Origin of the sequence: uncultured Subdoligranulum sp. (assembly GCF_963931595.1) — a bacterium.
Lineage (GTDB): Bacteria > Bacillota > Clostridia > Oscillospirales > Ruminococcaceae > Gemmiger.
Window position 1 is genome coordinate 2,299,753 of the sequence record NZ_OZ007030.1, and the last position, 22,373, is coordinate 2,322,125.

The 22,373-nt window shown below is 49.4% G+C and carries 20 protein-coding genes and 1 pseudogene; 11 read left to right on the forward strand and 10 right to left on the reverse strand.

Features of this window, described 5'->3' with window-relative positions; translation table 11 throughout:
• Nucleotides 1–180 precede the first annotated feature (180 nt).
• From ABGT73_RS11065 to ABGT73_RS11090, 6 genes are all read right to left on the reverse strand, one after another.
• Complete coding sequence (locus ABGT73_RS11065) at nt 181–1,134, reverse strand: recombinase family protein (protein WP_346669758.1); 954 nt, start codon at nt 1,132–1,134, stop codon at nt 181–183.
• Nucleotides 1,085–1,954 (reverse strand): hypothetical protein, encoded by an 870-nt coding sequence (locus ABGT73_RS11070; protein WP_346669759.1) that lies wholly within the window; start codon nt 1,952–1,954, stop codon nt 1,085–1,087. Before ABGT73_RS11070 ends, ABGT73_RS11065 begins: the two co-directional genes overlap by 50 nt.
• 169 nt (nt 1,955–2,123) lie before the next feature.
• The gene (locus tag ABGT73_RS11075) at nt 2,124–2,450 is read right to left on the reverse strand and encodes an HTH domain-containing protein (RefSeq protein ID WP_346669760.1); all 327 of its coding nucleotides are present in this window, start codon (nt 2,448–2,450) and stop codon (nt 2,124–2,126) included.
• A gap of 454 nt (nt 2,451–2,904) precedes the next feature.
• Nucleotides 2,905–3,549 (reverse strand): acyltransferase domain-containing protein, encoded by a 645-nt coding sequence (locus ABGT73_RS11080; protein ID WP_346670334.1) that lies wholly within the window; start codon nt 3,547–3,549, stop codon nt 2,905–2,907.
• Nucleotides 3,482–3,898, reverse strand: a complete 417-nt coding sequence (locus ABGT73_RS11085) for a hypothetical protein (protein WP_243424287.1) — start codon at nt 3,896–3,898, stop codon at nt 3,482–3,484. The genes ABGT73_RS11080 and ABGT73_RS11085 overlap by 68 nt, the downstream gene beginning before the upstream one ends.
• Before the next feature lie 55 nt (nt 3,899–3,953).
• A complete protein-coding gene (locus ABGT73_RS11090) occupies nt 3,954–4,805 on the reverse strand; it encodes an AraC family transcriptional regulator (protein WP_204646562.1) in 852 nt (283 codons plus the stop codon).
• Nucleotides 4,806–5,042: 237 nt separating this feature from the next.
• Between ABGT73_RS11090 and ABGT73_RS11095 the strand changes: the two are divergent.
• A pseudogene (locus ABGT73_RS11095) lies at nt 5,043–6,203 on the forward strand (sugar-binding domain-containing protein); the annotation flags it as partial.
• 43 nt (nt 6,204–6,246) lie between these two features.
• Here ABGT73_RS11095 and ABGT73_RS11100 read toward each other — a convergent pair.
• Both ABGT73_RS11100 and ABGT73_RS11105 read right to left on the reverse strand, forming a co-directional pair.
• Nucleotides 6,247–7,170, reverse strand: coding sequence for an IS3 family transposase (locus tag ABGT73_RS11100; RefSeq protein ID WP_346669542.1), 924 nt, complete (start codon nt 7,168–7,170; stop codon nt 6,247–6,249).
• Nucleotides 7,167–7,460 (reverse strand): transposase, encoded by a 294-nt coding sequence (locus ABGT73_RS11105; RefSeq protein ID WP_087163136.1) that lies wholly within the window; start codon nt 7,458–7,460, stop codon nt 7,167–7,169. Before ABGT73_RS11105 ends, ABGT73_RS11100 begins: the two co-directional genes overlap by 4 nt.
• Nucleotides 7,461–7,514: 54 nt before the next feature.
• Here ABGT73_RS11105 and ABGT73_RS11110 point away from each other — a divergent pair, with 54 nt between their 5' ends.
• The 10 genes from ABGT73_RS11110 to ABGT73_RS11155 all read left to right on the forward strand — a co-directional run bounded on the left by ABGT73_RS11110 (nt 7,515) and on the right by ABGT73_RS11155 (nt 19,621).
• Nucleotides 7,515–9,425, forward strand: coding sequence for a glycoside hydrolase family 2 TIM barrel-domain containing protein (locus ABGT73_RS11110; protein ID WP_346669761.1), 1,911 nt, complete (start codon nt 7,515–7,517; stop codon nt 9,423–9,425).
• A gap of 29 nt (nt 9,426–9,454) precedes the next feature.
• The gene (locus ABGT73_RS11115; RefSeq protein WP_204646558.1) at nt 9,455–10,840 is read left to right on the forward strand and encodes an MFS transporter; all 1,386 of its coding nucleotides are present in this window, start codon (nt 9,455–9,457) and stop codon (nt 10,838–10,840) included.
• A gap of 800 nt (nt 10,841–11,640) precedes the next feature.
• A complete protein-coding gene (locus tag ABGT73_RS11120; RefSeq protein ID WP_235899620.1) occupies nt 11,641–11,865 on the forward strand; it encodes a helix-turn-helix transcriptional regulator in 225 nt (74 codons plus the stop codon).
• 3 nt (nt 11,866–11,868) lie between these two features.
• The gene (locus tag ABGT73_RS11125; protein WP_346669762.1) at nt 11,869–12,432 is read left to right on the forward strand and encodes a TetR/AcrR family transcriptional regulator; all 564 of its coding nucleotides are present in this window, start codon (nt 11,869–11,871) and stop codon (nt 12,430–12,432) included.
• 144 nt (nt 12,433–12,576) lie between these two features.
• Nucleotides 12,577–13,506, forward strand: coding sequence for an alpha/beta hydrolase (locus ABGT73_RS11130; RefSeq protein ID WP_346669763.1), 930 nt, complete (start codon nt 12,577–12,579; stop codon nt 13,504–13,506).
• A 191-nt stretch (nt 13,507–13,697) separates the two neighbouring features.
• Nucleotides 13,698–15,476: an oleate hydratase gene (locus ABGT73_RS11135; RefSeq protein ID WP_346669764.1), complete on the forward strand. Its 1,779-nt coding sequence runs from the start codon at nt 13,698–13,700 to the stop codon at nt 15,474–15,476.
• Nucleotides 15,477–15,532: 56 nt separating this feature from the next.
• Nucleotides 15,533–16,903: a radical SAM protein gene (locus ABGT73_RS11140; RefSeq protein ID WP_346669765.1), complete on the forward strand. Its 1,371-nt coding sequence runs from the start codon at nt 15,533–15,535 to the stop codon at nt 16,901–16,903.
• Nucleotides 16,900–18,048, forward strand: a complete 1,149-nt coding sequence (metK, locus tag ABGT73_RS11145) for a methionine adenosyltransferase (RefSeq protein WP_346669766.1) — start codon at nt 16,900–16,902, stop codon at nt 18,046–18,048. Before ABGT73_RS11140 ends, metK begins: the two co-directional genes overlap by 4 nt.
• Nucleotides 18,049–18,167: 119 nt before the next feature.
• Nucleotides 18,168–18,842: a GTP pyrophosphokinase family protein gene (locus ABGT73_RS11150; protein ID WP_243424276.1), complete on the forward strand. Its 675-nt coding sequence runs from the start codon at nt 18,168–18,170 to the stop codon at nt 18,840–18,842.
• A 170-nt stretch (nt 18,843–19,012) separates the two neighbouring features.
• Nucleotides 19,013–19,621, forward strand: coding sequence for a DUF308 domain-containing protein (locus tag ABGT73_RS11155; protein WP_346669767.1), 609 nt, complete (start codon nt 19,013–19,015; stop codon nt 19,619–19,621).
• Between the two features lie 373 nt (nt 19,622–19,994).
• On the opposite strand, the gene ABGT73_RS11160 is transcribed toward ABGT73_RS11155, so the two are convergent.
• The gene (locus tag ABGT73_RS11160; RefSeq protein WP_346669768.1) at nt 19,995–21,665 is read right to left on the reverse strand and encodes a recombinase family protein; all 1,671 of its coding nucleotides are present in this window, start codon (nt 21,663–21,665) and stop codon (nt 19,995–19,997) included.
• 267 nt (nt 21,666–21,932) lie between these two features.
• On the reverse strand, nt 21,933–22,373 hold the full coding sequence (locus tag ABGT73_RS11165; protein ID WP_346669769.1) for a recombinase family protein: 441 nt from the start codon (nt 22,371–22,373) through the stop codon (nt 21,933–21,935).

A 22,373-nucleotide genomic window follows, 5' to 3' on the forward strand; every position in this document is an offset into this window, starting at 1 on the left:
TTCTGCAAGGCTCTTTCTATTTCATATTCATAGACTGCAGATAAAAAACAAATCCGAACGCACCTTCATAAAGAAGTACGTTCGGATTTGCTTGGTATGGTGCACCATCGGGGACTCGAACCCAGGACCCACTGATTAAGAGTCAGTTGCTCTACCAACTGACCAATACTAATGGTGTAGTCAAAATTTTCCATGTTGTTCTTCTCCCAAGAACTGCTTATAAGTTCCTCGCACATGGATTGTAATCTTGTATCCTTTTCCAACCTCCACCTTCTCGAACAGCTGTGCCAGGATAGCTCTTTTCCTCTGGACTGTGGCAAGATCAAATTCATTTGCCCAGCCGAGGAATTCATCGTAGTAACTGCGGATCTGCTGTACCGTGGTCCGATCATCATTGTTCTGCAATAGAGTTGCGTACTCACCTTTTGCTTGCCTGACTTCAGCCTCTGCCTGAGCAATCAGTCGGGCCAGCATCTCCTGCGAGAATACGCTCTCTCCTTCCAGACATTTCAGCACTTCGTCCTCATAGCGTTGCTGCTTATACTGGGCTGCCTTGATCTTCTTCTCGGCAGCCTGCTTTTTTCTGTTATGATTTGTTTCTTGCTGACGAATCTTCTGTTCGATGCTCTTATCATACGGCTCGCTTTTGATCTTGCGGAACAGTTCATCGGCGTAAGTAAGCGCGATTCTGTCCACCCGTTCTGCCAGGTAGAGAGACTGACCATCACATTCCCGCAGATGTTGGCCGCGCTGGTAACAGTTGTACTTGGCCTGCACCTTTTCCCGGATACTTCCATCGGCCAGTTTATATCGATCCTTATGCAAAAAGGCCGACATCTTCGCCCCGCAATGTGCGCAGACGACGATGCTGGCCAATAATGTTGGATTGTTGCTCTTTTGGGCGGCATTTTTATCTTTCTGTGCTTTTCTGCTTCTTTTGCCAATCATCTCGTTGGCCTTGACGAACAAAGCTTCGTCTATGATCTGCAGCTGCGGCATAAACTCCGACCGTGCAGCCTTGGTAATGATATATCCCGTGTATCCCTCGTGTTGGATTATACGTTTGATGTTGGAAGACTGGAACTCAGCCCCTTGGCGAGTACGCAGTCCTCGCTGGTTTAGCATCTGTGCCATAGCATATCAGTTGTCGCTCATGGCGTGGCAGGTTCGGCAGCCGGTCAAGGTCCAGGCATTGCCTGGCGTCCCGGAGCGCGGTGGCCCGCTTGCGGAAGCGTTTCCCTCTTGCCTTGATCTGCTTTTGGCGGGTCAGCAAACGCACATCGCAAACGAAGCGTTCCTTCCCTTTTCGCAGCACGGCACAAATCGGGTCTTGGATATATCCATTTTGTATTAAAACCCCCGACAAAAACGGTATGTATTCTTCCAAGATTGCATTCTGTAACGTGATGCTGGCCGTGGAGATCACCACCGGGCGCTGCATCGGACGCGGCCTTTGCAGCTGCCACAAAACGCAGGCGACCAGATAGGCATAGGTCTTGCCCAGGCCCACACCGGCGTCACACAGGGCCACATCCCGGCCAAACAGGGCATCCAGCATCGTGTGGCACAAGCGTATCTGGCCTTCCCTCAAGGTCAGCCCCCTAGCCGGAAATACTTCCCGAAAAATCTGCTCCGCTTGCCGATGGACTTTCTCGTATCCGGTTTCTGGATTTGTCAATAGGATCATCTCCTTGGTTGATGGCAAAATAGTGCGGCGCAGCGGTTGGTGCACTGCGCCGCACGGGTTCGACATCAACACAGCGGTGAGTTGATGTTCAGAAGAAAATAACATACAGAAATGCCATATTTGCCGCTCGCCCCCTGGCAGTTGGGAACACGGTTCACTTTCGTTGGGCAAGATGCTTGCGCAGCTTTCACTGGCGTTCCAGGGGTCTAAGGATTGCAACCCAAGGTCGGCCACCCCGTCTGACGTGCGGGGCAACAGGCGTATCATTATCTCCCATGCAGATCATGGCGAAACAGCCCTGCGGCTGTTTTTCAGTGGAATGGATCGCTCGGTGCGGGACAGGTGCCCCGCACGTCCTGGCGCTTCCCTTGCATCGCTTCCTGCAGCGGGAACGTGCCTCCGTGCTGGGTATTCGGTTGTCAAGGTTCAGGCAGTACTACTGCGTCAGGGCAAAGTCGTGAAGAATACTCTGTACAATCTCCTGGTCAGACTTGGAAACTTTGCACATGATCCGATACAGGAAATCACGCTGTATCGGGGTGAGTCGCGCATTCTTTGGCCGGTATCCATCTATGAAACCGATACCGCCATTGTATCGTCCCCTTGTGGTCTGAATGGGATATGTAAGTGAGAGCACATCCACGTCGGTGCGGATGGTGCGAACGGACACATTGAAGCGGGAAGCCAGATCTCGCATTTTAACGCGGATTTTTGCATCGCAAAGGATTTCGACGATCTGACATCGACGTTCCATTGCATCCATCGCACCACCTCCCTTCTGTTGCCCTGTCTCTATCGTAATGGTTAAATAGGAAATAAACCTTACTATTTAAAAAATAAATTTCCACGCATTGTATAACCTTTCTTTGGACACAGAAAAGATTTGTGCATGGTGGCGCCCGGCATCCTAGTGAAGAACCAAACATAAAAAGAGCAGAGAAACCGGCGCTATAAAGCGCCTGTCCTCTGCTCTTTGCAGCAAAATACAAATATTATTCCAGGCTTTTGCCCACCTGGTCAGACAGCTTACCCGAAAACAGTCACACAATGTTTTACCATGTCATTATAGTTATCATTAAATACAAGATAGTTATGTGTCCATGCTGACTTTGTTCTCTTCCAAACGCATATCTACCTTTGCCAAAATGTCCTATTAGACGCAGACACTTGCTGAGATGGTTTAACTCCCGCCTCTTTCATGTCTGTTTTCCGTGACATCACATTCCGTTCATGGCTTCTTGAAACAAAAGAACGCCTCTGGCCATACCGATTCTTTTTCCCGCAAGCAGATATCGTTTCAGTTCTTTCTGTAGACCGGTAACCTCCGGATACATCTCCAGGCGCTCTTCGATATAACCGAACACCCGTTCTTCTGCCTGCCGGTAAGAATAATCCTCGTCATATACTTCAAAAAGACTTTGAAATGCCAAAATATTGGAAGTCCGATCAAGAATATCACAGAGTGCGCGGCTGAGAAGCCAGGAGTGGCAGTGAAACAGCGTGTATCCGCCCTTGCGAAAAAAGGTCTGCGCCTGTTGCAAAGAATCCATAACCAATTTTTGTTCCAGCCTTCCATCTGCCGGGATATGAACTTCCAGGATCATAGTCCCGCCAGGATATATCCTTTCTCCCACAAAAACTGGTTCTTTGAGAACCCGCGGCTGATATTGCAGCCGTCCCAGGCGATACACGCGCCTTTTAAGCGAGTGAAGCACCCATTCCCATTGGATAACACCGGCCTGCCCAGTAAGCCTTACACACTCCCGGCACCAAATGGCGATATCCCGCAATGTATCATAACAAACCATTTCGGGCAGCCCCTGCTCCAACCACCGCGGCGCCTGTTGAGCACCATACTGCATGAACAGCGCCAGCGCAAGCTGATTGGGGGCGACAGATTCCCCGAGTTCTTTCAGTATCTGCACATTTCTCGAGTATCGGCAAAAGGGTGTCTGCCAATTCAGATAGTTCTGCCGCACGGAGTTCTTCCTCGCTTGTACATTCATATTCTTCACATTCTTTGAGAAGGCGAACCATTTCACTTTTAAGGTCATCTACAGACGGCACACGACCATCATTCGTATGGAAGTTATACGAAAAACCCGATCCCAAAACAGGCACTAGCCGTTTTAAATCAATCGATTTTCGCATCTTTTCGAATATGGCATTTCCTTCTTTTAAGTCCGAAAAATTGCAAATTTCAAAACCCATTATTGTCCTCCTGTACATTAATACACATCTAAAACTTGCAAGGATATAATCTGCCTTATCCTGATTGGAGTTTCCTATACTGCGCCGGTGACTTCCCTATCTCCTTCTTAAACACCCTGCTGAAATACAGCGGGTTCTCATACCCTACGATTTCGGAAATTTCCTTGATGTTGTAGGTTGTCCGCTCCAGCAGGTTTTGGGCGTTGACCATGCGCAGGGAGAGGATATACTGGGCTGGGGACATACCTGCGTACTGTTTGAAATTGTGTATAAACCAGTTGGTGCTGATGTGCAGGGATTCTGCATAATCATCTATGCTGATTTTTGTGTTATAGTTTTCGTTGAAGTAAGCCGCCGCACGTTCAATTTGTTCTTGGACGTTGCCGGTGGCTTTTTTCTGTTCATGCTGCTGGCGATCCACCAACAGCAGAATATCGTTGAACAGCGATGCAATATAGTCCTCGTACCCATAGCGGCACAGCTGCAACTCCTGAATGATTTTGCGGAACAGCGCCTTGTAATCTGGCAGCACACCGCAGTAGAACACATGCTCATCCAGCGAGATGCCGTGATACGCCAGAATGTTCTTTACATCACTGCCTGTGAAGTGAATCCAGAAAACTTCCGGGTTATCCTCCAGATAATATACATATTTTTGGATTTCGTCCGGCTTGTAAAGCACCATATGACCCGCGCTGACGATTTCTTCCTTGCCGTCAAACCAGAAATGTGTCTTGCCGTTTGCTACATATAAAATCTGGTAATCCCTGCGCCCTTTCTGCCAGCAGGTCGGAAGTTTAGGGCGCGTTTTCAGCCGGTAGGTGCCGCAGCTGCCCACTACCAACGGCGTGGAGTTGTCTTTGAAATCTGTACGGGAATTGTTCAGATATCCAGAGTTAATGTACACAAAAATCTCCTCCTGTTTTTGTGAATATTGCGATGTGCTTCGTCCATTTTACCTTCACTTTACAAAAAGCCGTTGATTTTGTGCATATTTAGTGCAATAGCGTTTATATTTTATTGTATATAGAAATTGTATAATAATTTCAGACGAAACGCAATCAGAACTGTATAAATCACAGGAGGAGAATGGATGATTATTCCGCACTATTACGAGGACCCGCACACACTGCATGTGGGTACCATGCCGAATCGTGCCTATTACATTCCGGCATCCCAGCGCAGCGATACTTTAGTCGAGCACCGCGAGACCTCGGATCGCTTCCAGCTTTTGAACGGAAGCTGGAAATTTCGGTACTACGCCAGTATTTATGACTTGCAGGATGCTTTCTATGAGGTCGGCTATGATGCCTCCGCTTTTGACAGCATCCCGGTCCCCAGCGTGTGGCAGAACCACGGCTACGACCACCACCAGTACACCAACATCCGCTATCCGTTCCCCGCTGATCCACCGTATGTTCCTAAAGAGAACCCCTGCGGCGCTTACCTCTACGACTTCACTTACCAAAAAGATGCCAGCGCCCCGCGTGCATTTCTGAACTTCGAGGGCGTTGCCTCCTGCTTCTATGTCTGGCTCAACGGTCAGTTTGTCGGGTACAGTCAGGTCGCCCATTCCACAAGCGAGTTCGATGTAACGAAGTTTTTGCAGGACGGCACCAACCATCTGGCGGTCCTCGTGCTGAAATGGTGCGATGGCAGTTACATGGAAGATCAGGATATGTTCCGCATGAACGGCATTTTCCGTGATGTCTACCTGCTGCACCGCCCGGAGCAGTGCATCGAGGACTATTTCATCACCACCGACATCCACGGTAGCACCGCAAGGGTTGCTGTCCGCCTGCGTTACTACGATTCCGCTGTTGCCACCCGCATCACCCTCTACGATGCAGCCGGCACAATAGTCGGCAGCGTAACGCCCGTGGAAGCACCGGATGATGCGGCATTCCCCTATCATGCAGAAATCACCGTTGTTGACCCGACACTCTGGAATGCAGAACAGCCCTACTTATATACCCTTGTGTTGGACACCCCCTGCGAGACCATTACGGATCGTGTGGGCATCCGCGAGGTTCACGTTGCCAACAATCAGATTTATGTCAACGGCCAGTCCATCAAGTTCCACGGTGTAAACCGCCACGAATCCGACCCTATTACCGGCTATGCCGTTGGCTTTGAGCAGACGAAAAAAGACCTGCTCATGATTAAAAAGCACAGCTTTAATGCCATCCGCACCAGCCATTACCCGGATGTGCCTTACTTCTATCAGCTCTGCGACCAGTACGGCTTCTTTGTTATTGATGAAGCCGACAACGAGAGCCACGGTGCATCCGAATACTGGTCCTATGTCAAGAAAAAGTACAAATTAAACATGCCTTTTTTAAGTTGGCTTACCCTGCCAAAGCTTCTGCTTTTTCGTCTAATGCTGCATAATACTTCTCCTCATATTGATCAGGCGAAAGATATCCACAATGACTGTGGATCCGCACTGTATTATAAAATGTTTCAATATATTCAAATACCAACTTATATGCATGCCGGTAGTTAAAAATTTTAAAGCGGTTAATCCATTCCCTTTTCAGTAACGCATGGAAAGATTCGATACACGCATTATCCCATGGATATGCTTTCTTTGAATAACTGTTTATCATCCCATCTGTTGCCTGACGAAACGCGTCTGATACGTACTGGCAGCCTCTGTCTGTATGTATAATCAGCGGCTGTGTAATGCTGCGTGTTCTCTTTGCTTTCTCTACGCAGTCCACTACATGGGATGCTTCCAGAGTTTCGCTGAGTACCCATGCAATGATTTTTCGGGAATACAGATCCATAATGCTAGTCAAGTATACGAAGCCTTCAAATGTCCAAATATATGTGATATCTGACACCCATACTGCATCCGGCTGTTCCGGATTGAACTGCTCCTGCAGAATATTGTGCAGTTCCTTGCTGAAATCAGAATCTATAGTAGTTTGTGTGTAAGGCTTTACCCATTGTGCTTTGATCCCCATCTGCCGCATATAATTCGCAACTGTTTTTACTGCAATTTTTTCGCCGTCTTTCCACAATTCCCTGGTGATTTTAGGAGCGCCATAGTTTTGGTGGGAATCCTCATAGATTTTCAAAATTTTTTCTTTGACCTCCCCACGATGTTTTTCAGTAGCAGAAGGGCATCTTTTTTTCCATGCGTTGTAGCCGGATCGTGAAACACCAAGACGTTTTAGTACCCCGCTGACAGAGACACGGTGCTTCATCGGCCGTTGTTCCATTTCCACAATATACTCTGCTGTGGCAGTATAAACAGCCTCTGTCATTTTCCCAGGATACTGATGGCTTTTTTTAGGATTTCAAGGGCATCCTTTGTATCTCTTAGTTCCCGCTGGAGACGTGCGATCTCTTTTGCCTCATCACTGGAATAATTCCCGGATCCTCTTGTTGGCACACAGCCTTCATGTTCCTTGGCTGCCCGGAGCCATGTTTTAAGAGCAGAATCACTGATTCCCAGATTCTCAGCCGCCTTCTTGAGTGTGAGTTCCGGATGATCCAGCCGATACCTGACTGCGTTCTCCTTAAACTGTTGGTCATATTTCGTACCTTTTGCCATGTCTGTGCTTCCTCCTTCACATCATCTTTCTTATCATACATGATTTAGGTATACATGGCATCTTTACTTTGTACTATTTTTATACTATCACTATACTATTGCGAGGGCAACGAAAGCTGGCCCAACCACGTTGAAAACTGGAACAAGCCCATCGCAGACAACCCGGAGTTCACCGAGGCCACCGTAGACCGCACCCGCCTCTGCGTGGAGCGTGACAAGAACCGTCCCTGCGTCATCATCTGGTCGATGGGCAACGAGAGCGCCTACGGCTGCACGTTCGAAGAAGCGCTGGCATGGACAAAGAGTTTTGACCCCCGCCGCCTGACCCACTACGAGAGCGCCCAGTACCGCAGCAAGAACCGTAAATACGATTTCTCGAACATTGATATGTTCAGCAATATGTACCCTTCTCTCGAAAGCATTCAGGAATATCTGGACAACGAGCCGGACAAACCCTATATCATGTGCGAGTACAGCCACTGCATGGGCAACGGCCCCGGCGATTTGGAGGATTACTTCCAGTTCATTCAGAGCCATGACTGCTTGGTCGGCGGTTTCCTGTGGGAGTGGTGCGACCACGGTATTTATAAAGGGAAGATGCCAGACGGCCGCGACATCTATTATTACGGCGGCGACCACAATGAGTGGCCGCATGACGGCAACTTCTGCATGGACGGTCTGGTTTACCCTGACCGCCGCCCGCACACCGGGCTGTTGGAGTTCAAGAACGTCTATCGCCCGGCGCGTGTTGTGAAGTACGACCGGGAATCCGGCATGCTCACGTTGCACAACTACATGGACTTTGTTGATTTGACCGAGTATGCCGCACTAACCTATCAGGTAAGTTGCGACGGCGAGGTCATCAACAATGGCTTCATCCCCTACCCTGACGGTTTCACCCTGCCGCCGCACAGCGAAAACGCCTTGCCGTTGGCCATCCATATTCCCGACAAGGGCAAGTGTTTCCTGAAAATCTTCTACCATTGCGATAAAGACCTGTCCTTGCGTTCGGAAGGTCATCTCCTGGGTTTTGATGAAATCCTGCTGGAAAACGAAGACAGCCGCAACCAGAAAACCTTGGCTATGTGGAGTGATGCCCCTTCCAACAGCACAATCACTGTTCAGGAAACGGACCGCCATTTGACGCTGCGCGGCAAGAACTTCACCTATAACTTTAATAAGCTGACGGGTCTGTTCGCCGCGATGCAGTACGAGGATGCAGTCCTGTTGGACAAGGAAATGGAGTTCAACATCTGGCGTGCTCCTACAGACAATGACCGCAAGCTGAAGCTGGATTGGCTGGCTGCCCGCTATGACCACTGTATGACCAACGCCTACCGCACCGAATATCAGGTGACGGACAGCAGTGTGACTCTGCGCGCCAAAGTCAGCATTGCACCGATCAGCTTGCAGAAATTCCTTGATTTGGATGTCTGCTGGACGATTTCCAACAGCGGTGCAGTAACGCTGGCACTGCACGCTGAGCGCAACACGGTATTCCCCGAACTGCCGCGCTTTGGCCTGCGCCTGTTCCTGCCAAAAGAAATGGCCCGCGTCAGTTACTTCGGCATGGGTCCGATGGAAAGCTACTGCGACAAGCACCATGCTGCCAGCCACGGCTACTTCAGTTCCACCATCTGGCAGCAGCACGAGGACTACATTCGCCCGCAGGAGAACGGCAGTCACTATGATTGCGATTATGTCCAGCTGGATGGCGCTGGCATCAAGCTTACCGCTGTCGGTGCAAAGCCGTTCTGCTTCAACGCCTCGCAATACACGCAGGAAGAGTTGACTGAAAAGGCGCACAACTATGAGCTGCATCCCTGTGACAGCACCGTTCTCTGCCTTGACTATGCACAGAACGGCATCGGCTCTGCCAGCTGCGGGCCGCGTCTGGCGGAGCAGTACCGCCTTGACGACGCTTCCTTCGATTTCAGCATCCGTCTGATTCCTGAAAAAGCATAACCTCTACACAAAAGAATGGAGAAAATCTCATGTCTGAAAACACAGAAAGACGTTATTTAAAATGGTATAACAAGGTCGGTTACGGCTCCGGCGATGTTGCGGGCAACGTGGTCTATGCGTTCCTCTCCTCGTTCGTTATGATTTACCTGACCGACACCGTCGGCCTGAATCCCGGCATCGTCGGCACGCTGATCGCTGTGTCCAAGCTGTTTGACGGCATTACCGACATCTTCTTTGGCTCGATGATTGACAAGACGCACTCCAAGCTGGGCAAGGCTCGCCCGTGGATGCTCTACGGCTACATCGGCTGCGCCATCACACTGGTCGGCACCTTCGCCATCCCCATGGGCATGAGCGAGTTTGCCAAGTACGCATGGTTCTTAATCTGCTACACTCTGCTGAATGCCGTGTTCTACACCGCCAACAACATCGCCTACTCTGCCCTGACCGCCCTTGTCACCAAGAACAGCGCCGAGCGCGTTGAGATGGGTTCCTACCGCTTCATGTTCGCATTCGCCACCAGCCTTGCCATCCAGTCCGTCACGCTGCTGGCTGTCTCCGCACTGGGCGACACCGCCGAAGCATGGCGCACCGTGGCTATCGTCTATGCCATTATCGGTCTGATTGTCAACACGCTCTCTGTTTTTTCCGTCAAGGAACTGCCGGAGGAAGAGTGGGTCGATACCTCGGATAAAGCAGAAATCGAGAAAGACGAGAAGTACAGTCTTGTCGAAGCTGCCAAGCTGCTGGTTTCCAACAAATACTACCTGATGATCTGCGTCACCTACATTTTGCAGCAGATCTATGGTGCCATGATCAGTATGGGTACCTTCTACGCCGCCCATATCCTTGGCGACAAGAACCTGTTCGGCGTGTTCTCTTGGGCCATCAACATTCCTTTGATCATTGCACTGGTCTTTACCCCGACCCTCGTTGCCAAGATGCACGGTATGTACAAACTGAACGTCGGCAGCTATGCCCTTGCTACCGTAGCCCGTGCGCTGGTTGCCGTGGCCGGCTATACTGGCACCGGCGATGTCAAGATGATGCTCCTCTTCACGGCTATTGCTGCACTGGGTCAGGGCCCGTGGCAGGGCGACATGAATGCCGTTATCGCCTCTTGCTCCGAGTACACTTGGCTGACGAAGCACAAGCGCGTAGACGGCACGATGTACTCCTGCACCTCGCTCGGTGTCAAGCTGGGCGGCGGTCTCGGCACCGCCATCACCGGCTGGCTGCTGGCGTTCAGCAACTACGATAAGGCGCTGGCTGTGCAGCCGGAATCCTGCATCAATATGCTGAAACTCATGTACCTCGTAATTCCCTTTGTGCTGGACGCCATCATTACCTTTATCCTCTCCCGCATGAAGGTCGAGGAGGCCAACGATAAAATCCGTGCCGAAATGAAAAACTGATATTCACTATTTTCCTTCTCAAAAAAGGCTTCCGCATCTGCTGGCGGAAGCCCTTTTTCTGTATAGTGCTTTACCCTCTAAAGTCGGCCAAAGCACTGGCTATTAAATCTATTGGCGGCGAAGATATAGATGGCTCATCTTTCTGCAAATTCGGGGTACGCCCCATGCTCTGCTTTTCTAAGTATTCCTGCACGACTTGCTCAATCAAGGTGCGGTCTACCCGCGGGAAAGAATTCGTCTCTGCCTTTTCACAGCATAGAATTGCATCGGTAAGGTACTGCGCCTTGCCTCTGTCGCGCTGCCGTTCCAAGTATTCTACGGCACGCACATGGTCTGGATTTTCCATATGAATGGTTGGAAACTGGTAAAAATGATTCCCCCTTGTTTCTTTATTTTCGAAAAGTGTACGCCAGCGGAAGTAGCGTACCGACTGGATTATAAAAATAATTCGGAAACCAGTAACTATTTCCAAATTTTCAGAGATTACGGTTGGGAATATATTGGTCGTTGTGTTGGATGGCTGTATTTTCGTAAACCGTCAACAGAGATGGATTCCGAGCGTGATGGCGAAATATTTTCCGATAATGAATCAGCAGACAATTTTTCACGAACTTATTGACTTTGCTTAACTGGTCTAGTATGTTAGTAAGTCCTATAATAGAAACTCACAAAAAAATTCTAATTATAAAATTAAAATTCATTTTCGTGTAAATTTCATTGCGTTTAAAAAGGAAAAAGATTATACTAACTACGAAGGAAAACTGACTGTGTGGTTTTTGATTTATCAGGAGGTAGCAAAAATGGATGAGGCCAAGATGGTTCTTTCTTACAATAAACTTTGGAAAATGCTTATTGACCGCAAATTAAAGAAAAAAGATTTACAGAAGATGACTCATCTCAGTTCATCAGTAATTGCCAAAATGGGGCGAGACGAATCGGTTCACTTAGATACGATTGTGAAAATTTGCATTGCCCTTCAATGCAATATTTCAGACATAGTTGAACTCCAAAGAAAGGAGGCGTAACGCATGGCCAGTTTTACTAAAAAAGCCATTCGGGATTCATTTGTGAAACTATTGAACGAGAAGCCTTTGAGCCAAATTACCATTCGGGATATTGTAGATGACTGCGGCGTGAACCGCAATACCTTTTATTACTATTACCAGGACCTGCCGCAATTGGTGGAAAGCATTGTAGATGAGGATGCGGAGCGGATTATCCGGGGGCATCCTACCATCGATTCCCTGGACGATTGTATCAATGCAGCACTGGAATTTGCTCTGGCCAATCGGAAAGCAGTGCTTCATATCTATCATTCCGTCAACCGAGACATTTATGAGCAATACCAATGGCGGGTCTGTACTTATGTGGCCAGGACGTATGTAGACGGCGTTCTAGGCAACCGAAAAATGACATCTGAGGATTATACCACCGTTGTAGATTATCTGAAATGTGTCAGCTTCGGTATGATCATGGGCTGGCTGGAAACCGGTATGAACCCGAATGCTATGGCCCGGTTTCGGCGGATTTTAGAATTAAAGTGCGGTGATTTGGAGCATCTCATTGACCGTTGTGAGAAAATGCGGTCATAGTCTTTAGGCAAGCCTACCCCCTGTGTCTGAATTTCAGACACAGGGGATATTTTGTCTGTGGAAAGTTTTTGAAAATGATTGATAATATGGTAACAAAATCCGAGTGGATGTTTTTCTTCGCTCTTATAACGAAAAGGAGGCAACATGAGAATCGAAAAAATACTTTCTGAGTTTGACGGACTGGGGCTGGAAATCGCAGTGATTGTGCCAGAGGGGAATCCCAAAGGCGTTATTCAGTTTTCCCATGGTATGGCTGAACACAAGGAGAGATACTACGACTTCATGAATTATCTTTCCGATCATGGATATGTGTGTGTTATTCATGACCATCGTGGACATGGTGGAAGTGTGGAAAAGGCAGAGGATTATGGCTTTTTCTATACCGAGAATGAACAGGCAATCATTGAGGATCTGCATACCGTTACAAAGTATATTAAACATATCTATTCTGGCCTTCCTGTATTTCTGTTTAGTCACAGCATGGGTACGCTTGTTGCCCGGGGTTATCTGAAAAGATATGATTCGGAAATTGACAAAGTTGTTCTGTGCGGTCCGCCGACCTATAATGCGGCAGCGGGGCTTGGTCTGCTTCTGGCCAGGCTTTCAAAACCCTTCATTAAGGAAAAGGCTCCGAATAAAATGTTGAATGCTATGGCCTTTTCGCAGTTTAATGCCGGAAATTCGATTCCGAATGGCTGGCTCTCAGAAAACCAAGCCAATGTTGCACAATACAACCAAGATCCGAAATGTGGATTTATCTTTACCACAAATGGGTTTGTCAACCTTTTGAGGCTGCAAAAAGCGGCTTTTGAGAAAAGAAACTGGCATGTAAGCAACCCACATTTGCCAATTCTTGTCATTGCCGGTGAGGAAGACCCGGTTATTCGATCAAGAAAGCGATTTGAACAGCTAATCGCTTTTTTATCGGAGCTGGGCTATACAAATATCAGCAGCAAACTGTATGAACATATGCGTCATGAGATACTCAACGAAGAGAAAAAGTTGGATGTATATAAAGATATTTTGATTTTTTATGATGAATTCCAGCATACAACTTCATATTCCCAGGTATAAGCAGGACTTCGGTCCTGCTTTTTTTGCGATACGAGTCAAAAAACCAGGCAAACCTACCCCCTGTGTCTGAATTTCAGGCATAGGGGGTATCTCTGTCCATAGGAAAGGAAGAATCTTCCCGATATAATGAGGGCGTAAACAAAAAAGCACCTCTCAAATAGAGGATGCCAATATAACAAGGAGGAAAAATTATGTATTATTCCAGCGGTAATTACGAAGCCTTTGCCCGTCCCAGAAAGCCCGAGGGCGTGGACAACAAATCCGCCCACATCATCGGCACCGGCCTTGCGGCTCTGACTGCCGCCTGCTATCTGGTTCGTGACGGACAGCTGCAGGGTCAGAACATCCACATCTATGAGAAAGACCCCATTCCCGGCGGTGCATGCGATGGCTGGCAGTACCCCGATGTAGGCTATGTCATGAGGGGCGGACGGGAGATGGATAACCATTTCGAGGTCATGTGGGATTTGTTCCGCTCCATTCCGTCCATCGAGACGGAAGGGGTCAGTGTTCTGGACGAATACTACTGGCTGAATAAGAAAGACCCCAACTACTCCCTCTGCCGGGCAACCGTCAACCAGGGTCAGGATGCCCACACCGACGGCAAGTTCGGTCTGTCCGACAAGGCTGCAATGGAGATCATGAAGCTGTTCTTCACCCCCGATGAAGACCTGTACGATAAGCGCATCACGGATTTCTTCGATGATGAGGTGCTGAACTCCAATTTCTGGCTCTACTGGCGCACCATGTTTGCCTTTGAGAACTGGCACAGCGCTTTGGAAATGAAGCTGTATCTCAAGCGCTATATCCACCATGTGGGCGGTCTGCCGGACTTCAAGGCTCTGCGGTTCACCCGTTATAACCAGTACGAATCTATGATTCTGCCCATGGTCAAGTATCTGGAAGGCTTCGGTGTCCAGTTCCACTATAACACCAAGGTGGTCAATGTGGAGTTCGACATCCAGCCCGGTAAAAAGCAGGCAAAGCGTATTGAGCTGCTGTCTGAGGGCAAACGTCAGTTTGTTGACCTGACGGAAAACGATCTGGTGTTCATTACCAACGGCGGCTGCGTGGAGAACGCCACCATGGGTTCCCAGAACACCGTGGCACCCTTCAACCCCGAAATCAAGCCCGGCGGCGGCTGGGATATGTGGCGCAGAATTGCCGCGCAGGATCCTTCCTTCGGTCATCCCGACAAGTTCTGCCATGATCCTGAGCAGTCCAACTGGATGAGCGCCACCGTCACCACACTGGATCAGAAGATCATTCCCTATATCAAGAATATCTGCAAGCGTGACCCCTTTACCGGCGGCGTGGTTACCGGCGGCATCGTGACCGTGAAGGATTCCGGCTGGCTCCTGAGCTGGACCATCAACCGTCAGCCCCAGTTCCGGAATCAACCCAAGGATCAGTGCCTGGTGTGGGTTTACGGTCTGTTCTCCGACAAACCCGGCGACTTCGTGAAGAAGCCCATGCGGGAGTGCACCGGTAAGGAAATCTGTATGGAGTGGCTGTACCACATCGGCGTGCCGGTGGGGGAGATCGAGGAGCTGGCCGAGCACAGCGCCAACACCGTGCCGGTGATGATGCCCTATATTACCGCTTTCTTCATGCCCCGTGCCGCCGGTGACCGTCCTGATGTGGTGCCCGAGGGTGCTGTGAACTTTGCGTTCCTGGGTCAGTTTGCCGAAACCAAGCGGGATACCATCTTCACCACCGAGTATTCCATGCGTACCGGCATGGAGGCTGTCTACACCCTGCTGGACATCGACCGTGGTGTGCCCGAGGTCTGGGGCAGCGTCTACGACATCCGTGATCTGCTGAACGCCACCATCCAGCTTCGGGACGGCAAGCCCCTGACGGAAATGAACCTGGGTTTCAAGGAGAAAATGGTGGTCAAGAAGCTGCTGGAGAAGATCCGCGGAACAGATATCGAAAAGCTGCTGAAAGAATATCATGTAATTGAGTGATAGAAGCTTCACTGCGGGGAGGCGTTGCCTCCCCGCTTATATAAGGAGAGATAAAGATGTCATTTACAAATCAACTGAAAAAAGCAACTCTGCGTACTGCTTTTGGCTACTTGGAGAAAAATCCGGAAGAAAATGCTCTGAAACTGATGTCCTGGGTGGATAAGCTGGCTGGCGATGGCCCAGACAGTTTCCCAGTCCAGCGTGCCGCAGTCCGAAATGTTCTGGAAGATCCCCAGAACAATATGTACCAGCTGGTCATGAGCATTCTGAAAGAAACCGATCCCGGTGTTCTGAAGGCGACCTTTGAGAACTTCTTCCTCAACGCCAACATCATCGGCTGGCCCAAGCAGGAGGAATATCGAAAGAAATACAACTGCAATATCCCCTGGGCAATCCTGTTGGACCCCACCTCTGCCTGCAACCTGCACTGTACCGGCTGCTGGGCAGCGGAGTATGGTAATAAGTTGAACCTGACCTTCGACGAAATTGACTCCATTATCACCCAGGGCAAGGAACTGGGTGTGTATATGTACATCTACACCGGCGGCGAACCGCTGGTGCGCAAAAAGGACCTGATTGCCCTTTGTGAAAAGCACAGCGATTGTCAGTTCCTCTCCTTCACCAATGCCACTCTCATTGACGAAGCCTTTGCAGACGAGATGCTCCGGGTGAAGAACTTCATTCCAGCCATCAGCATCGAGGGCTTTGAAGCCGCCACCGACGGCCGCCGTGGCAACGGCACTTACCAGAAGGTCATCAAGGCTATGGCAATCCTGAAGGAAAAGCACCTGCCCTTCGGTCTGTCCTGCTGCTACACCAGCCAGAATCTGGACTCCATCAGCTCCTACGAGTTCATTGACCAGATGGTGGAGTGGGGCGCGCGGTTCGTGTGGTACTTCCACTATATGCCCGTGGGCAATGACGCAGTGCCGGAACTGCTGCCCAATCCTGAGCAGCGGGAATTCATGTATCACCGGATCCGGGACATCCGGGCTACCAAGCCGATCTTCGCCATGGACTTCCAGAACGATGGCGAGTATGTAGGCGGCTGCATTGCCGGAGGACGGCGGTATCTGCATATCAACGCCAACGGTGACTGTGATCCCTGCGTGTTTATCCACTATTCCAACGCCAACATCCGGGACATGAGCCTGCTGGATGTGCTGCGCAGCCCCATTTTCATGGCCTATCACGATGGGCAGCCCTTTAACGATAACCATCTGCGTCCCTGCCCCATGCTGGAGAATCCGGAAAAGCTGCGGGAAATTGTGAAAGCTACCGGCGCTCATTCCACAGGCCTGCAATCCCCGGAAACGGTGGATCACCTGTGCGATAAATGCGAGGCTTACGCAAAGAACTGGACCCCCACCGCCACCGAGTTGTGGAGCTGCAGCTGTGCGAAGAAAAAGGGAGAAGCGGCAAAATGACAACCTTCTTTACCTCTGAAAGCGTCACAGCGGGACACCCGGATAAGGTATGTGACCAGATCGCCGATGCCATTTTGGATGCCCTTTTGGAAAACGATCCCCATTCCCATGTAGCCTGCGAAGTAACTGCCATTCCCAACGGGATCCACATTTTCGGCGAGATCACCTCGGCTGCCCGTGTGGACTATGCCGCCATTGCCCGGCAGGTGGTTCGGGATATCGGGTATGTGAAGCACGGCTATGGCTTTGACGCAGACACCTGCCAAATCACAGTGGATATCCATGAGCAATCCCCCGATATCAACATGGGTGTGGAGAAGACGGATTCTATGGAAAACGGCGCAGGAGATCAGGGCATGATGTTTGGTTACGCATGCAAGGAAACGGAAAACCTGATGCCGCTGCCCATTGAGCTTGCCCATGCGCTGACAAAGCGTCTTGGCTTTGTGCGGCAGGAGGGAATTCTGCCCTATCTGCTGCCAGATGGGAAAGTCCAGGTCACCGTGGAGTACCGGGACGGAATCCCGGCACGGGTGGACACTGTTGTAGTTTCTTCCCAGCATGAGGCGGATGTGTCCATGGAGCAATTGCGGGAGGATATTCTCCGCCATGTCATCCGCCCGGTGATCCCGGAGGGCATGCTGGACAGGAACACAAAATTCTTTATCAATCCTACAGGCCGTTTCTGCATTGGCGGTCCCGCCGGTGACAGCGGCCTGACGGGCAGGAAGCTGATCGTGGACACCTACGGCGGCTACGCCCGGCATGGCGGCGGCGCGTTCTCTGGTAAAGATCCCTCAAAGGTTGACCGAAGTGGTGCGTATATGGCCCGGTACTTGGCGAAGAATGTGGTTGCGGCGGGATTGGCGGATCGGTGTGAGATCCAGATCAGTTACGCTATCGGCGTTGCCCAGCCGGTATCCCTCCTGGTAGACACCTTTGGTACGGGAAAGCTCCCGGCAGACCGGATCCGGGAACTGATTCTTAAAACGGTTGACCTGCGCCCCTCTGCTATCATAGACCGCCTTTCCCTGCGAACACCGTTTTACAGACACACCGCAAGCTATGGTCACTTTGGCTCAAATACTGCGGAATTACCTTGGGAACAGACAAACTTGCCGCAGCTTTGGCAGGATATAATCTGATTTCGTGATAGAAGATCCTAATAGCCGGATTGCCCCAAGGGTTGCATTGGGCAGTCCGGCTATCTGTGTTATGGAGGGGTCAAAGTCCTGTCGGTTTTAAATGAAAAGGGGGACTTATTATGGACTTTGAAAGAATCCTGCAAATGACGACAAGTGAGCGTAATCTGGCGCTCTTACAGGACGAGGCTTTCGTGGATGATGTGACAGAGTTTCTCGCAATCCGTCAGTTGTACAATGCTGCAATTAAGCAAGTAAGGACCAAACTTGAGATTCTTAATGATGGATTCCAAGTAGAGCACTGCCACAATCCTATCCACCATATTGAATGTAGGCTGAAGTCTCCAGGAAGTATGCTCGAAAAGCTCAGACGAAAAGGATACCCCATAGAAATGCAATCCCTTCGTGAGGGTATTCTTGATATTGCTGGAGTTCGGGTCGTGTGCAATTACCTAAATGATGTAAATCTAGTCGCTGACCTGCTCCTTTCTCAAGATGACATTCGTTTGCTTAAGAAAAAGGACTTTATTTCTAATCCAAAGTCAAACGGATACCGGAGTCTCCACCTAATTGTTTCAGTTCCCATTTTCTTGGCGGGGACAACAGAACACATTCCTGTTGAGATCCAAATACGGACAATTGCTATGGACTATTGGGCGAGTTTAGAGCATCACCTAAAATACAAGACTGAAAACGATGTGTCAGATTCCCTTAAATGTCGTCTGAAACATGATGCAGATTTGCTGTCTGCAATTGATGCCGATCTGCAAGATATTTTTTGTCAAATGAATGCTTAGTCTGCTCTACATTCAGATTGGCAGTATAGACGGAAGAGTTGGCTGATATGTCAGCTCATGTAGTAAATTACGATGCGAAATCACACTTTTTATATATAAAAAGATTGTCTATGAGGTACGTGACCTTCACGCAACCATGAGAATATTGACAAAACAAGGAGGTATTTTTTGTGCAACTGAACAACCGGATTAAAGCCGCAAAAATTGGCTATATCATGATTTCCATTCTACTTTGTGTATTGGGGATTGTACTGATTGCTGTGCCTGATTTCTCGGTGACGCTGCTATGCAGGCTCGGCGGAGGAATCATGGTTCTATTCGGCTTGGTAAAGATCGTCGGCTATTGTTCCAAAGACTTATACAGGCTGGCATTTCAATTTGATCTGGCCTTTGGCATTCTGCTCGTGGCACTTGGCGTCATTCTGATCATCCGTACAGATGCAATGGTTAATCTTATCTGCATTGTTATGGGCATCTGTGTTCTGGCAGACGCGCTCCTCAAAATACAGATTTCCATTGATTCCAAAGCCTTTGGCATTCAAAAGTGGTGGCTGATTCTCGCTGTGGCAATTCTGACAGGGGCTGCCGGTTTCCTGCTGGTCTTACGCCCATCGGAAAGCGCCCAGGTCGTGATGATCTTGCTGGGGGTGACGCTCATAACCGAAGGTGTGCTAAATCTGATCACCATTCTGACCGCCGTTAAGATCATTCGTCACCAGCTGCCGGAGGTCATCGATGCCGAATATTGCCAGATAGACCCTAACAGAAAGGATATGTAATCATCTATGCGTTTTTCAAAGGCGGTTGCAAAATACCGCATACCGATCTTAATTCTAACCGTTTTGCTGATGATTCCGGCAGTGATTGGCATTGCAAATACCAGAATCAATTATGACATGCTGAATTACTTGCCGGAGGATATGGATATCACATCTCTGGAGACAATCTGGCAATATAGGAAAATACGTTTGTATTATATCACTATTGATAAAAGACTTCAATGTTCATGGGTGAGTCCGACTTACCTTATTAACCAAATATTGATTATTTTTTCGGCCTCATGTCCTTAGTTTTTATACGCTTTCCACCATCGTTATAGTATAAGTTATCTACTGTTTGTTGGGCCCTGTACTCCTTATCATTGTGTGGTTCTTACTCAATTTTCAGAAACTGCTTATAGCTCCCCTTCACATGGATCGTCACCTTATATCCCCTACCAACTTCCACTTTTTCAAACAACTCCGCTAAAATAGCTCGCTTTCGTGGGATAGAAGCCAGATTGAATTCATTGGCCCACCCCAGGAACTCATTATAGTAATTGCGGATCTGTTGGACTGTTGCTCGATGGTCGTTGTTCTGTAATAAGGTAGCATATTCATCTTTGGATTGTCTAACCTCTGCTTCCGCCTGCGCAATCAGCCGCGCCAGCATCTCCTGCGAGAATGCACTTTCCCCTTCCAAACATTTCAGCACTTCATCCTCATAGCGTTGCTGCTTATACTGGGCTGCCTTGATTTTCTTCTCGGCAGCCTGTTTTTGTCTGTTATGTTCAGCATCCTGCTGCCGGATTCTCTGTTCAATGCTCTTGTCATATGGCTCACTTTTGATCTTGCGGAACAGCTCATCAGCATAGGCAACCACAATTTTATCTACCCGTTCTGCCAGATATAAGGCCTGGCCATCACATTCCCGCAGATGCTGGCCGCGCTGGTAGCAGTTGTACTTGGCCTGCACCTTCTCCCGGATACTCCCATCGGCCAGCTTATATCGATCTGTATGCAAAAAGGCCGACATCTTCGCCCCGCAATGTGCGCAGACTATGATGCCGGCCAATAATGTTGGATTGCTGCTCTTTTGGGCAGCGTTTTTATCTTTCATAGCCTTTTTGCTTCTCTTGCTGATCATCTCGTTTGCCTTGGCAAACAAAGCCTCGTCAATGATCTGCAGCTGCGGCATGAACTCTGACCGTGCCGCCTTGGTAATGATATATCCCGTGTACCCCTCGTGCTGAATCATCCTCTTGATGTTAGAGGACTGAAACTCTGCCCCCTGGCGGGTACGCAACCCGCGTTGATTCAGCATCTGTGCCATGGCATACCCGCTGGCACCTTCTTCCGCCACTTTCATAAATACTTCCTGGACCCATACCGCTTCATCTGGATTGATTTCCAGGTCCTTTACGGGCTGGTCTCTCTTGTTGACTCTACCTTTATTAATAGCTCGATATCCGTAAGGGACAAAACCTCCGGCAAAATGTCCACTGGAAACGATCTGACGGATGCGGTCTCTGGTACGCATAGAGGTCTTTTCGCTCTCCCCTGCTGCCTGCCAGAACCGGATATAGTTCATCAGCTTATCACCGTGGCTTTCGATGCGTTGCTGGCCTTCGTGGGTGCTCCACATCTGAATGCCGTGCTGGACGAACCATTCCAGTACAAATGGTGTTTCACTCTCGATGCGTCCCAGGCGGTCGAACATATAGACCAGCAGGATATCGAAGTTTCCCTTGTCGGCCTCGCTGCGCAGTTCCTGAATCACGTCCCGCTTACTGGCGGAGACTTTGGAGCCCGAGACGCCTTTTTCCGCCTTCTCCAGCACCACACGCCATCCATGCTCCTGGGCGAACTTCCGGCAGGCAATCTTCTGCATGGGAATATCGTCATGATCCACCTGCCCCTTGGTCGACACGCGGTAGGACAAAGCAGCTCGCGGCGAATCCACGGGCAGCCGCATTTGCTGGGCAGTGAAGTAGGCGTCATCCAGCCACTTCTGATCCGCCTGCGAGATTTCCACTTCCTGACCATGTTGGTCCCAAAAAGTCATCGTTGTTCCTCCCATATTCACTTAGTTCGTGTTATTTGCTCATCCCAACAATACTCAATCAACAGGAGGAAAGCTATCACCAAAACGGAGAAACATACTCTCTACAACTGGTCACAATTTGACAGTTTACCCTCACGGTGTTTTCTCTCTGCGTAGTCATCCATGATCATGGATTTCACTTTTTCAAGCGTATCCCCATCGTCCTTTTCCGAAAAGTATATGGTAACGAAGCCCCCCTCTACTTCCCGTTCCACTCGAGTACGGCCATCAGGCATCTGCTGTATGTATTCCTGCACACCGGTTCCTTCCTTTCGGGCAACCTGCAATCACTCGATCCAAACCATAAAGATGCATCTGATACCGCAAACTCACATCGGTGGTAATGAGCGTCACATCATTTGCCTGTAATTTGGCTAGGATCTTGCACAATTTGCTTTTCTTACGGGCAAATCGGGAAAGTCGTGTTACTGCCACGACATCGATATCTCCCCTGCGCGCGGCCCGGAGCATGGAGAACAAACCATGCCGCCAAAAGGAATTGGCCTTTGCACATTCGCAGCTTTGCCCAACTATACAATACCCGTTGCAATTGGCCCATTCGCGAAGTTCATCCAGCTGCTGTTCAGCAGCAGATCGATGCCCGCTGCCTGTACGCGCATACAACCAGACACGCGGAAAGAAAAGCACATCTTCTTTTTTGCGTTCCAT

Coding starts and splice junctions, on each gene's coding strand:
- ABGT73_RS11065 (WP_346669758.1), bottom strand. CDS start 1,134: ATGGCACAGATGCTAAACCAGCGAGGACTGCGTACTCGCCAAGGGGCT.
- ABGT73_RS11070 (WP_346669759.1), bottom strand. CDS start 1,954: ATGATACGCCTGTTGCCCCGCACGTCAGACGGGGTGGCCGACCTTGGG.
- ABGT73_RS11075 (WP_346669760.1), bottom strand. CDS start 2,450: ATGGATGCAATGGAACGTCGATGTCAGATCGTCGAAATCCTTTGCGAT.
- ABGT73_RS11080 (WP_346670334.1), bottom strand. CDS start 3,549: ATGCAGTATGGTGCTCAACAGGCGCCGCGGTGGTTGGAGCAGGGGCTG.
- ABGT73_RS11085 (WP_243424287.1), bottom strand. CDS start 3,898: ATGGGTTTTGAAATTTGCAATTTTTCGGACTTAAAAGAAGGAAATGCC.
- ABGT73_RS11100 (WP_346669542.1), bottom strand. CDS start 7,170: ATGACAGAGGCTGTTTATACTGCCACAGCAGAGTATATTGTGGAAATG.
- ABGT73_RS11105 (WP_087163136.1), bottom strand. CDS start 7,460: ATGGCAAAAGGTACGAAATATGACCAACAGTTTAAGGAGAACGCAGTC.
- ABGT73_RS11110 (WP_346669761.1), top strand. CDS start 7,515: ATGGCATCTTTACTTTGTACTATTTTTATACTATCACTATACTATTGC.
- ABGT73_RS11115 (WP_204646558.1), top strand. CDS start 9,455: ATGTCTGAAAACACAGAAAGACGTTATTTAAAATGGTATAACAAGGTC.
- ABGT73_RS11120 (WP_235899620.1), top strand. CDS start 11,641: ATGGATGAGGCCAAGATGGTTCTTTCTTACAATAAACTTTGGAAAATG.
- ABGT73_RS11125 (WP_346669762.1), top strand. CDS start 11,869: ATGGCCAGTTTTACTAAAAAAGCCATTCGGGATTCATTTGTGAAACTA.
- ABGT73_RS11130 (WP_346669763.1), top strand. CDS start 12,577: ATGAGAATCGAAAAAATACTTTCTGAGTTTGACGGACTGGGGCTGGAA.
- ABGT73_RS11135 (WP_346669764.1), top strand. CDS start 13,698: ATGTATTATTCCAGCGGTAATTACGAAGCCTTTGCCCGTCCCAGAAAG.
- ABGT73_RS11140 (WP_346669765.1), top strand. CDS start 15,533: ATGTCATTTACAAATCAACTGAAAAAAGCAACTCTGCGTACTGCTTTT.
- metK (WP_346669766.1), top strand. CDS start 16,900: ATGACAACCTTCTTTACCTCTGAAAGCGTCACAGCGGGACACCCGGAT.
- ABGT73_RS11150 (WP_243424276.1), top strand. CDS start 18,168: ATGGACTTTGAAAGAATCCTGCAAATGACGACAAGTGAGCGTAATCTG.
- ABGT73_RS11160 (WP_346669768.1), bottom strand. CDS start 21,665: ATGACTTTTTGGGACCAACATGGTCAGGAAGTGGAAATCTCGCAGGCG.
- ABGT73_RS11165 (WP_346669769.1), bottom strand. CDS start 22,373: ATGGAACGCAAAAAAGAAGATGTGCTTTTCTTTCCGCGTGTCTGGTTG.